Genomic DNA, 10,781 nt, shown 5'->3' with positions numbered 1-10,781 from the left:
CCGTCTCGACGCTGCGCGCCGAGCCACCTCTCCCCCGATCGACGGGGTAGAGGAAAGGCGCCAGGCTTTTTGCCGTCAACGCTCGTCCAGCGAGGCTCCCTTCCTTTCCCTCCGGAGGGGGGAAAGGTGGCGCTGCGAAGCAGCGACGGATTGGGGGAACCACCTGGCAATCAAGCCTTCGGCCTGATCATTCACGCCAGTCGCAGAAGATGTGTGCACGCCGTAGCTTCCGGAGGCAGAGGAAGGAAGCGCCTTACTTCTGTACCTTCCCATCCGCGCCAAACCGGTACGTCTTCGCCGCATCCGGCGTCGCATAGAGCGTCGACCCCGGCTCAGCATTGTACACGCCAAAAATGCGCACGGTGATCAGCCCGGCCTTCTCGCAGTCGAGATAGAGGTTGGTGTCGGCGCCGAGATGCTCGGCATGCACCACCGTGCCTTTCCAGGCGCCGGAATTGGTATCGACCGTCAGATGCTCCGGCCGCACGCCGATCGTCTTCGCGCTCTCGCCCAGCCGGGCGCCCTCGATGAAGTTCATCTTCGGCGAGCCGATGAAGCCGGCGACGAATTCGTTCGCCGGCGAATTGTAGAGCTCCATCGGGCTGCCGATCTGCTCGATCCTGCCGGCATTGAGCACGACGATCTTGTCGGCCAGCGTCATCGCCTCGACCTGGTCGTGGGTGACGTAGATCATCGTCGCCTTCAGCCGACGGTGCAGTTGCGCGATCTCCAGGCGGGTGTTGACGCGCAGCGCCGCATCGAGGTTCGACAGCGGCTCGTCGAACAGGAACAGTTTCGGTTCGCGCACCACGGCGCGGCCGATGGCGACGCGCTGGCGCTGGCCGCCCGACAGCTCCGCCGGACGCCGTTCGAGGTAGGGCTCCAGCGACAGCATCGCCGAAGCGACCTTGATGCGGCGCTCGATCTCGGCCGCCGGCGTGTTGGCCTGCTTGAGGCCGAGCGCCATGTTGTTCTTAACCGTCAGATGCGGGTAGAGCGCATAGGTCTGGAACACCATGGCGATGCCGCGCTTGGCCGGCGGCGTGATCGAGACGTCGGCGCCGTCGATCAGCACGCGGCCCGAGGTCGAATCCTCCAGCCCGGCGATGACGCGCAAAAGCGTCGACTTTCCGCAGCCGGACGGGCCGACGAAGACGACGAATTCGCCGTCCGTCACGTCCAGGTCGATGCCCTTCAGCACCTCGACCGGCCCGAAGGCCTTCTTCACATTCTCGATCTTCAGCGAGCCCACGGCTTCGTTCCTGTTCTAGAGTTTGACGGCGTTGCCGCTGCGCACGCTCTCGTCGGCGGCAAGGCAGACGGCGAGTGATTTCACGGCATCGTCCATGTGGCGGGTAAGGTCGATATCCTCGCGGATGGCTTTCAGCAGGAAGGCCTGTTCGAGGTCGCAGAGTTCCTGATGCCCCGGCTCGCCTTCCATCGACAGCAACTGGTCTTCTTTGGCGAACTTGCCGTCAGGTCCGGTGGCGGCGCTGTGCAGCTTGATGGTCGAGGTCTTGGTGTGGGTGTCGATGTCGTCGGACTTCACACCTTCCTTCATCACGATCGACACGCAGCCGTTGGGCGACATCACGTCCTTCACGAAGAAGGCTGTCTCCGAGATCATCGGCCCCCAGCCGGCTTCATACCAGCCAACCGAGCCATCCTCGAACAGCACCTGCAGATGGCCGTAATTGTACATGGTGGGCGCGACTTCCTCGGTCAGCCTGACGCCCATGCCGCGCACCTCGACCGGTCGTGCATCGGTGATCTGCAGCATCACGTCGAGATAGTGCACGCCGCAATCGACGATCGGCGATGTCGTCTGCATCAGCTGCTTGTGCGTCCCCCAGGTATGGCCGGAGGACTGCTGGTTGAGGTTCATGCGGAACACATACGGACCGCCGAGCTTGCGTGCCTCGTCGATCAGCCGCATCCAGGACGGGTGATGGCGCAGGATGTAGCCGATCACCAGCTTTCTGCCGTTGGCCTTGGCTGCGTCGACGACGCGTTGCGCATCCGCCACCGTCGTTGCCAGCGGCTTCTCTACGAAGACATGGCAGCCCGCCTCCAGCGCCCGCACCGCATAGTCCGCATGGCTGTCGGAATAGGTGGCGATGGCAGCCACATCCGGCTTCTCGTCGCGCAAAGCATCCTCGAACGAACGCCTAATGCCGTAGCCCGACATGCCTTCCGGCAATGGCACATCGGAACGATTGACCAGCGCGGCGATCTCGAAGCCCGGGTTTTTGTGATAGGCCAGCGCATGGCTCCGGCCCATGTTGCCGAGGCCGGCAACGACGACACGTACAGGTTTTTGCGAACTCACTTGACGGCTCCCGAGGTGATGCCGCGGATCAGCTGCCGCGAGAAGATGACATAGAGGATCAGCACCGGCAGGATCGCGAGCGAGAGCGCCGCCAGGATCGCGTTCCAGTTGGTGACGAACTGGCCGAGGAAGAGCTGGGCGCCGAGCGTCACCGTCTTGGTCTCTTCCGATGGCGCCAGGATCAGCGGGAACCACAGATCGTTCCAGATCGGGATCATGGTGAAGACGGCGACCGTCGCCATCGCCGGCCGCACCAGCGGCAGCACCAGCCGGAAGAAGATCGTGTATTCCGACAACCCGTCGATGCGCCCCGCATTCTTCAGATCGTCGGACACCTGCTTCATGAATTCCGACAGGATGAAGATCGCCAGCGGCAGGCCTTGCGCGGTGTAGACCAGGATCAGCGCCGTCAGCGTGTTGACCAGCCCGCTCGCCACCATCAATTGCAGGATGGCGACGGTGCCGAGGCGGATCGGGATCATGATGCCGAGCGCCAGATAGAGCCCCATCATGGTGTTGCCGCGGAAGCGGTATTCCGACAGCGAGAAGCCGGCCATCGCGCCGAACAAAAGCACGAAGAACAGCGATGCGACGGTGACGACCAGGCTGTTCTGGAAATAGTGGATGAAATCGCCCTGGCCGAACACGGTGGTGTAGCCGATCAGGTCGAAGGTTTTTGGCGTCGGCGGCGTCAGCGGCGCGCCGAAGATGCCGGCGCGCGACTTGAACGAATTCATGATGACCAGGATCACCGGACAAAGCGCGATCGCCGTATAGGTCAACAGGATCGCGTGGGCGCCGATGGTGCGGGGCAGCGAACGGGTGGCAGTGCTCATGGCGCGCTCCCTCAGAACTGGTAGCGACGCAGGCGCGTCTGCACGAGGAACAGGTAGACGCAGACGCCGGCCAGGATGATCAGGAACATGATCGTGGCGATCGCCGCGCCCATATTGGGATCGCCGACCTGCAGCTGGAAGCCGAAGAAGGCGCGGTAGAGGAAGGTGCCGAGAATGTCGGTCGAATAGTTCGGCCCGGCAAGCGCGCCTTGAGCCGTGTAGATCAGGTCGAAGGCGTTGAAATTGCCGACGAAGGTCAGGATCGAGATGATGCCGATCGACGGCAGGATCAGCGGCAGCTTGATCTTCCAGAACTGCGACAGGCCGGTGATGCCGTCGCATTCGGCCGCCTCGATCACCTCGTCCGGGATCGACAGAAGCGCTGCATAGATCAGCATCATCGGGATCCCGACGAACTGCCAGACCGAGACCAGGCTGAGCGCGGTCAGCGCATATTCTTCCTTGCCGAGCCATGGCGTGAACAAGCTCTTCAAGCCGACAAGATCCATCAGATGCGGCGCCACGCCCCAGAGCGGCGACAGGATCAGCTTCCAGGCGAAGCCGACGATGACGAAGGACAGGATGGTCGGCACGAAGATCGCGGTGCGGTAGAAGGCGGCGAAGCGCAGCCTTGGGCTGGAAAGCAGGGCGGCCAAGAGGATGCCGATCGGGTTCTGCACCAGCATGTGGATGATGAAGAACCAGACATTGTTCCTCAGCGCATTCCAGAAATTCACCGACCAGTTTGGATCGCCGAACAGCGTGCGGAAATTGCCCAGTCCGACGAAGACCTGATGCTGCTCGACATTGCGGAACAAGGATAGCTGCAGCGTGCCGGCGAGCGGCAGGATCATGAAGGCGGTGTAGACCAGCACCGCCGGCGCCAGGAAAACGGCGATGTGCCAGCGTATCGGTCTTTTCGGTCGTGTCGCTGCAGCCATAGGTTCGCTAGCCATGAGTTCGGTTCCCTGCCGTCTCTGGGTTCCAGTTCGGTTGATGCTAGATGATGCCTCGATGCACGGCCGGATGTGCCCGCCAGGGGCACACGGAGGCCTGCGACTGATCAGCTAGCCTTCCCTACGCGAGCGAGGGTAAGGCCGAGAGGCAGTGCCGACAATCGCTATTCTAAAAACCGGCAGGCTTGAATGCCGGCCGGGCATGTGCCCGGCCGGCCCGTTGCCTGAGCTTGTTACTTCGCCGGCTTGTACCAGCTGTCGAGACCGGTCTGCAGCTTCTTGGCCGCGGCTTCCGGCGTGTCGGTGCCGTTGATCACATTGGCCGATTCGACCCAGGTCTCGTTCTCGAGGTTCGGCGTGCCGCGCGACAGGATCTGGTAGGTCGAGCGGATCGTCGACTTGCACTTGCCGCGCCAGGAGACGAATTCCTGCGCCAGCGGGTCTTCCATCTTCACCGGCGAGGAGTTCAGGCTGAAGAAGCCCGGCAGCGCGTTGGCGTAGATGGTGGCGAAGTCCGGCGAGGCGACCCAGGACAGGAACTTCTTGGCCTCTTCCGAGTGCTTCGACGCCGCATTCAGGCCCATGCCGATATCGGTATGGTCGGAGATGTAGCAGGTGTCGCCGGCCTTCTCGACCGGCGGCGGGAAGGCGCCCATCTTGAACTGCGCCTGGGTGTTGAACAGGCCGATCTCCCACGAGCCGGCCGGATAGATGGCGGCGCGGCCGAGCGTGAACAGGTTCTGGCTGTCCGGATAGGTCTGCGCCTCGAAGCCGTCGCCGAGGTAAGGCTTCCACTTGGCCAGTTCCTCATAGGGCGCGACCCAGTCCTTGTCGGTCAGCTTCTGCTCGCCCTTGATCAGCGCAGCGCGGCCGTCCTCGCCCTTCCAGTAGTTCGGGCCGATATTCTGGTAACCCATGGTCGCGGCTTCCCAGAGGTCCTTGGTGCCCATGGCCATCGGGATGTAGGTGCCGTCGGCCTTGATCTTGTCGAGCACGGCGAAAAACTCGTCGCGCGTCGTCGGCACCTTGAGACCGAGCTTGTCGAAGGCGTCCTTGTTGTAGATGAAGCCGTGGATGACCGAGGCCATCGGCACGCAGAAGCTCGACTTGCCGTCGTCGGTCTGCCAGGCGGCCTTGGCGACCGGCGAGAAGTTCTCCATGCCGGAGAGCGAGGAGATATCGGCGAGGTTGCCCTTCTTGAACAATTCGAGCGACTTGTCGAAGGGGCGGCAGGTGATCAGGTCGCCCGCCGAGCCGGCGGCGAGCTTGGCGCCGAGGGCCGCGTCATATTCGGTCGGGGCCGAAGGCGCGAACACCACCTTGATGCCGGGGTTCTTGGCTTCGAAGGCCGGGATCAGCTTGTCCTTCCAGATCGAAAGATCGTCGCCGCGCCAGCTTTCGATGTTGAGCGTGACGTCGTCGGCCAGCGCCATTCCCGTGGTGCCGAGAATGCTTGTGCCGATGAGCAGTGCCGTCAGTAGTTTGGTCGTCATCTTCAGTCTCCCTGTTGACCTTTTTCAGGTTCGGTTTTGATGAGAACAGAGGCTCAGCGCCCCTTGCTCCCCTCGATCGCGGAAAGCGCCGGCCGTAGCTTCTGGCCGGTTCCTTCCAGTATCTTCTCGGCCGCGTCGGCGCTGGCGGCGCCTGCGGCGAGCAGAATGGCGGTTTTCACAACGCCGCCGCTCTCCTCGAGCAGGCGGGCGGCATCGTCGCGGCTCTTGCCGCTGATGGCGGCGACCATGCGCACCGCGCGGTCGCGCAGCTTGATGTTGTCGGCGCTGAGATTGACCATGTAACCGTCATGGACATGGCCGAGATGGATGGCGGTGAGCGTCGACAGCATGTTGAGCGCGATCTTCTGCGCGGTGCCCGCGCCCATGCGCGTCGAGCCGGCGATCAGCTCCGGCGGGGTTTCGAGCAGGATCGCGACATCGGCCTGTTTGAACAGCACGGCGCCCCGGTTGTTCGCGATCGCGACGGTCGCGGCGCCGCGACGATGGGCGTCTTCCAGCGCCCGCACCGCGTAAGGCGTCGAGCCGCTGGCGGAAATGGCGATCAGGCAGTCGCCCTTGCCGATATTGGCGTTTGCCACGGCCGCCGCGGCTTCCTCGGTATCGTCTTCCGGGCCGCCGGCCAGCGTGCGAAAAGCCTCGTCGCCGCCGGCGATGAGGATGGCGATGCGATCACGCGCGATGCCGAAGGTTCCAGGCAATTCCAGCGCGTCGGCCACCGCCATCAGGCCCGAGCTGCCTGCCGCCGCATAGGCGAGCCTGCCGCCGCTCTTCAATTGCCTGGCGATGAGTTCGGCGGCGGCGGCGATCGCCGGCACCGCGCCATGCACGGCTTTCGCGGCCTCGATCTGGGCATTGGCGAGGAACGAAAGAATGGCTTCCGGGGCCTGGACATCCAGCCCCTCGGCGTTCTGATGAAGCGCTTCCGTGCGCGTCTCGGCCATCCATTGTCCTCCAATTGAGGCGACAATACCAAAAAAATACCACTTGTCCACATCCATTAACGCTTTTCCGGGCGCGGAATTGGCTTGCCGGCAAATTAGCGTGTTTTTTCAATAAAATAGAGCTTAATCTTTTTTGAACCGAAATTAACGCTTGGCTATTGGTATTTTATTGGTATTATCGCGGCCCGAGGAGAAATCGCGTGAAATTCGTGCTTGGCATCGATGGCGGCGGCACCAGCTGCAGGGCGGCCCTTGCGACCGTCGACGGCTTTGTCGTCGGCCGCGCCAAGAGCGGCGCCGCCAACATCCGCACCGACCTGACCGGCGCCCGCGCCAACATCGTCGAAGCGGCGCGGCAGGCCTTTATCGCCGCCGGCGAGGATTCGGAGCTCATCCCGCACACGCCGGCCATTCTCGGCCTCGCCGGAGCCAATGTCGGCACCTACCGGCAGCAACTCGAAGCGGTCCTGCCGTTCAGCCGAAGCCGCGTCGAGACCGATGCCGAGATCGCGCTCGAAGGCGCGGTCGGCTCTGGCGACGGCGCCATGGCCATTCTCGGCACCGGCACCGCCTATATGGCGCGCAAGGGTGGCAAATCGCGCGCCATCGGCGGCTGGGGTTTTCAGGTCGGCGACCAGGGCAGCGGCGCCCGCATCGGCCGCGACCTCTTGGAGCAGACGCTGCTCGCCTATGACGGCATCCGGCCCGGTTCGCCGCTGACCGATGCCATGCTCGCCGTCTTCCGCAACAATCCGGAGGATGTGGTCGAATTCACCACCAACGCCAAGCCCGGCGATTTCGGCGGCTTCGCGCCGAAAGTCTTCGAACATGCCGAAAAGGGCGACGCGGTCGCCAACTGGATCCTCGACAAGGCAGTTGCCGATGTCGAGGCCTCGCTTGGCGCGCTCGATCTCGCCCGGGACGCGCCGCTTTGCCTGCTCGGCGGCCTGGCGCCGCTCTACGCGCCGCGCCTGTCGGCGCGCTACCAGGCGTTGCTGAAAGCGCCGCTGGACGATGCGCTTGGCGGCGCCGTGCAGATGGCTGTGCGCATCTTCGCCCGGGGTTCGGAGGTGTCGCGATGAGCGCCGCCGACCAGATCTTCGCCATGCTTAAGGAATCTTCCCAGAGCGGCGCGCCGCTCTATCTGCAGTTGCGCAAAAGCATCGAGGAAGCGGTCAATCGCGGCCTGATCGGGCCGGGCGACGCGCTGCCGTCGGAGCGCGACATCGCCAGCAAGGCCGACATCTCGCGCGTCACCGTGCGCAAGGCGGTGCAGGACCTGGTCAAGGGCGGCATCCTCGTCCAGCGCCATGGCTCCGGCACTTTCGTCGCGCCGCGCATGGAGCGCGTCGAGCAGTCGCTGTCGCGGCTCACCTCCTTCACCGAGGATATGGCCCGCCGCGGCATGAGCGTGCGCTCGGTCTGGCTCGACCGCGGCCTCTATGCGCCGTCGCCGGACGAGATGATGGTGCTTGGGCTGTCCTCGACCGAGCTGGTGGCCCGCGTAGCGCGTCTGCGCGTCGCCAACGACACGCCGCTGGCGATCGAGCGCGCGGCGATTTCGGCAAGCGTGCTGCCCGATCCCGAAGCGATCGGCTCCTCGCTCTATGCGGCGCTGGGCATGACCGGCAACCGCCCGGTCCGCGCTGTGCAGCGCATCTCCGCCACCAATCTGGGTGACGCCGATGCCCGCCTGCTCGAAGTGCCGCCCGGGGTTGCCGGCCTGCACATCGAGCGCATTTCCTATCTGGCGAGCGGCAAGGTGATCGAGTTCACCCGCTCGGTCTACAGGGGCGACGCCTATGATTTCGTCGCGGAACTCCGGCTGACCGGGCCGGGAGAGGAGAGCCGGCCATGAACGCCACCCATATGCGGCGCGAGATCGACGAGATCCCCGAGGCCGCGGCCCGCCTGCTCGACGGCTCCTCCGCCGCCCTTGCCGAAGCCGGCCGCGGCCTGCGCGAGCGCGACCCGCATTTCGTCGTCACCGTGGCGCGCGGCTCATCCGACCATGCCGCCACCTTCATGAAATACGCCGTCGAGCTGACCGCCGGCCTTGCGGTCGCTTCAGTCGGCCCGTCGATCGCCTCGATCTATGGCGCCAAGCTCAGGCTGCGCGGTTCGGCCTGCCTGACGGTCTCGCAATCCGGCAAAAGCCCCGACATCGTCGCCATGGCCGAAACGGCGCGGTCCGGCGGCGCGCTGACGGTTGCCATCACCAACACGGCCGACTCGCCGCTGGCGCGGGCTTCCGATTACGCCATCGACATTCTCGCCGGGCCGGAGCGCAGCGTCGCGGCCACCAAGACCTTCGTCAATTCGGCCGTCGCCGGCCTCGCGCTGATGGCGCATGCGACCCAGAACCAGGCGCTGCTGGCAGCGCTCGCTCGGCTGCCGGAACATCTCGAAAAGGCGATCGCCTGCGACTGGATGGCGCTTGCCGGCGCGCTCGAGGCCCCCCAGTCGCTGTTCATCCTGGGACGTGGCCCGTCCTTCGCCATGGCCAGCGAGGCGGCGCTGAAATTCAAGGAAACCTGCGCCATGCATGCCGAGGCCTATAGCGCCGCCGAAGTCATGCACGGGCCGCTGGCGCTGGTTGGGCCCGGCTTCCCGGTGCTGGCGCTCGCCGCCCGCGATGCGTCCGAACCTTCCGTCGCCGAGGCCGCCGACGGCGTCGCGGCCAAGAGCGCCGCAGCCTTCATCACCTCGGACAAGGCAAGAGCCGCAAGGGTGCTGCCCTATGTCGCCACCGGCCACCCGCTGACCGATCCGTTGCCGCTGATCGTGTCCTTCTACGGCTTCGTCGAGGCCTTCGCCCGCCATCGCGGCCTCGATCCGGACACCCCGCGCAATCTGCGCAAAGTGACGGAAACCCTATGAGCGGCCGCTTCGCACTCACCGGCGCCCGCATCTTCGACGGCGCCGACTGGCATGACGATGCGGCCCTGGTCGTCAACGGCAATGTCGTCGAGGCCATCCTGCCTGTTGGCGCCATTCCGTCGGGCGTGAGGCCGGTCGACGCCGGCGGCGGCCTGCTGGCGCCGGGCTTCGTCGACATCCAGGTCAATGGCGGCGGCGGCGTCATGCTCAACGACCATCCCGACGTCGCTTCGATCGAAACCATCTGCGGCGCGCACGCGCCCTTCGGCACCACCGCGCTCTTGGTGACGCTGATCACCGACACACCGGCGATCACAGCCGCCGCTGTCGCCGCCGGCGCCGAAGCGGCTCGCGAGAACGTGCCGGGCTTCCTTGGCCTACATCTGGAAGGCCCACATCTCTCCATCGCGCGCAAGGGCGCGCATGATCCGGCGCTGATCCGGCCGATGACCGATGCCGATCAGGCGGCGCTGATCGCGGCGCGCCGCGACCTGCCGGTGCTGCTCACCACAATCGCGCCCGAATCCGTCGATCCGGCGCGGGTCACGGCTTTGGCCAAGGCCGGCGTCGTCGTCAGCCTCGGCCATTCCGACACCGATTATGCGACGGCCAGCGCCTTCGCCGACGCCGGCGCGACCGTCGTTACGCATCTCTTCAACGCCATGAGCCAGATCGGCAATCGCGAGCCGGGCCTGGCCGGCACGGCGGTCGACACGGGCGGCCTCTATGCCGGCATCATCGCCGACGGCATTCACGTCCATCCCGCGACGATGATCCTTGCGCTGCGTGCCAAGCAGGGGCCGGGCAAGATCGTGCTGGTCACCGACGCCATGGCGACGATCGGCACCGACATGACCTCCTTCACGCTCAACGGCCGCACGGTCTACCGCAAGGACGGCAGCCTGAGGCTCGCCGACGGGACGCTGGCCGGCGCCGACCTCGACATGATTTCGGCGGTGCGCTTCGTCCATCGCGTCGTCGGGCTGGACCTCGACGAGGCCCTGCGCATGGCCTCGCTCTATCCGGCGCAAGCGATCGGCCAGGCCCACCGCCTCGGGCGCTTCGCCAACGGCACAGCGGCCGACATTGTTGGGCTGTCTGAGGGGCTGGACGTCAAGAGCGTCTGGATCGGTGGCGAGAAGGTGTTTGCGGCGTAGGCCTCTGGTGCCACCGTTCAATTGGGAAACCAACGCAAACATTGGCAGTTGGGCGGAGCCTCTCGCGCTTCGTCATCCTCGGGCTTGACCCGAGGATCCATGCCGTGACCTTTGCCGTAGAGCGCAACGGTGAAGAATTCTGTAACCGTTGCAACGCCTTAGCGTAAC

At 65.0% G+C, this 10,781-nt stretch carries 10 protein-coding genes; 4 read left to right on the top strand and 6 right to left on the bottom strand.

The features are described from left to right. Positions 1–253: 253 nt before the first annotated feature. From FJ988_RS03390 to FJ988_RS03365, 6 genes are all read right to left on the bottom strand, one after another. The gene (locus tag FJ988_RS03390; protein ID WP_140815309.1) at positions 254–1,252 is read right to left on the bottom strand and encodes an ABC transporter ATP-binding protein; all 999 of its coding nucleotides are present in this window, start codon (positions 1,250–1,252) and stop codon (positions 254–256) included. Positions 1,253–1,267: 15 nt separating this feature from the next. Continuing rightward, positions 1,268–2,329, bottom strand: coding sequence for a Gfo/Idh/MocA family protein (locus FJ988_RS03385; protein ID WP_140815308.1), 1,062 nt, complete (start codon positions 2,327–2,329; stop codon positions 1,268–1,270). Then, positions 2,326–3,165: a carbohydrate ABC transporter permease gene (locus FJ988_RS03380; protein ID WP_140815307.1), complete on the bottom strand. Its 840-nt coding sequence runs from the start codon at positions 3,163–3,165 to the stop codon at positions 2,326–2,328. Before FJ988_RS03380 ends, FJ988_RS03385 begins: the two co-directional genes overlap by 4 nt. Positions 3,166–3,176: 11 nt before the next feature. After that, positions 3,177–4,106: a carbohydrate ABC transporter permease gene (locus FJ988_RS03375; RefSeq protein WP_140815354.1), complete on the bottom strand. Its 930-nt coding sequence runs from the start codon at positions 4,104–4,106 to the stop codon at positions 3,177–3,179. A 248-nt stretch (positions 4,107–4,354) separates the two neighbouring features. Continuing rightward, on the bottom strand, positions 4,355–5,614 hold the full coding sequence (locus tag FJ988_RS03370) for an ABC transporter substrate-binding protein (RefSeq protein ID WP_140815306.1): 1,260 nt from the start codon (positions 5,612–5,614) through the stop codon (positions 4,355–4,357). A gap of 53 nt (positions 5,615–5,667) precedes the next feature. Continuing rightward, the gene (locus FJ988_RS03365; protein ID WP_140815305.1) at positions 5,668–6,576 is read right to left on the bottom strand and encodes an N-acetylmuramic acid 6-phosphate etherase; all 909 of its coding nucleotides are present in this window, start codon (positions 6,574–6,576) and stop codon (positions 5,668–5,670) included. Positions 6,577–6,776: 200 nt separating this feature from the next. Between FJ988_RS03365 and FJ988_RS03360 the strand changes: the two genes are divergently transcribed. The 4 genes from FJ988_RS03360 to nagA are packed head-to-tail and all read left to right on the top strand — an operon-like array spanning position 6,777 to position 10,613. Then, on the top strand, positions 6,777–7,658 hold the full coding sequence (locus FJ988_RS03360) for an N-acetylglucosamine kinase (RefSeq protein WP_140815304.1): 882 nt from the start codon (positions 6,777–6,779) through the stop codon (positions 7,656–7,658). Beyond that, complete coding sequence (locus FJ988_RS03355; RefSeq protein ID WP_140815303.1) at positions 7,655–8,434, top strand: GntR family transcriptional regulator; 780 nt, start codon at positions 7,655–7,657, stop codon at positions 8,432–8,434. Before FJ988_RS03360 ends, FJ988_RS03355 begins: the two co-directional genes overlap by 4 nt. After that, complete coding sequence (locus tag FJ988_RS03350; protein ID WP_140815302.1) at positions 8,431–9,456, top strand: SIS domain-containing protein; 1,026 nt, start codon at positions 8,431–8,433, stop codon at positions 9,454–9,456. Before FJ988_RS03355 ends, FJ988_RS03350 begins: the two co-directional genes overlap by 4 nt. Then, complete coding sequence (gene nagA, locus FJ988_RS03345) at positions 9,453–10,613, top strand: N-acetylglucosamine-6-phosphate deacetylase (protein WP_140815301.1); 1,161 nt, start codon at positions 9,453–9,455, stop codon at positions 10,611–10,613. Before FJ988_RS03350 ends, nagA begins: the two co-directional genes overlap by 4 nt. Positions 10,614–10,781: the final 168 nt, after the last annotated feature.

Origin of the sequence: Mesorhizobium sp. CU3 (assembly GCF_006442965.1) — a bacterium.
GTDB lineage: Bacteria > Pseudomonadota > Alphaproteobacteria > Rhizobiales > Rhizobiaceae > Mesorhizobium.
Note: the sequence above shows the minus strand (reverse complement) of the source record. Positions and strands in the feature narration are given on the sequence as shown.

Excerpts from the sequence above, each read along its gene's own strand:
- FJ988_RS03380 (WP_140815307.1), bottom strand. The coding sequence starts at position 3,165 with ATGAGCACTGCCACCCGTTCGCTGCCCCGCACCATCGGCGCCCACGCG.
- FJ988_RS03375 (WP_140815354.1), bottom strand. The coding sequence starts at position 4,106 with ATGGCTGCAGCGACACGACCGAAAAGACCGATACGCTGGCACATCGCC.
- FJ988_RS03370 (WP_140815306.1), bottom strand. The coding sequence starts at position 5,614 with ATGACGACCAAACTACTGACGGCACTGCTCATCGGCACAAGCATTCTC.
- FJ988_RS03365 (WP_140815305.1), bottom strand. The coding sequence starts at position 6,576 with ATGGCCGAGACGCGCACGGAAGCGCTTCATCAGAACGCCGAGGGGCTG.
- FJ988_RS03355 (WP_140815303.1), top strand. The coding sequence starts at position 7,655 with ATGAGCGCCGCCGACCAGATCTTCGCCATGCTTAAGGAATCTTCCCAG.
- FJ988_RS03350 (WP_140815302.1), top strand. The coding sequence starts at position 8,431 with ATGAACGCCACCCATATGCGGCGCGAGATCGACGAGATCCCCGAGGCC.
- nagA (WP_140815301.1), top strand. The coding sequence starts at position 9,453 with ATGAGCGGCCGCTTCGCACTCACCGGCGCCCGCATCTTCGACGGCGCC.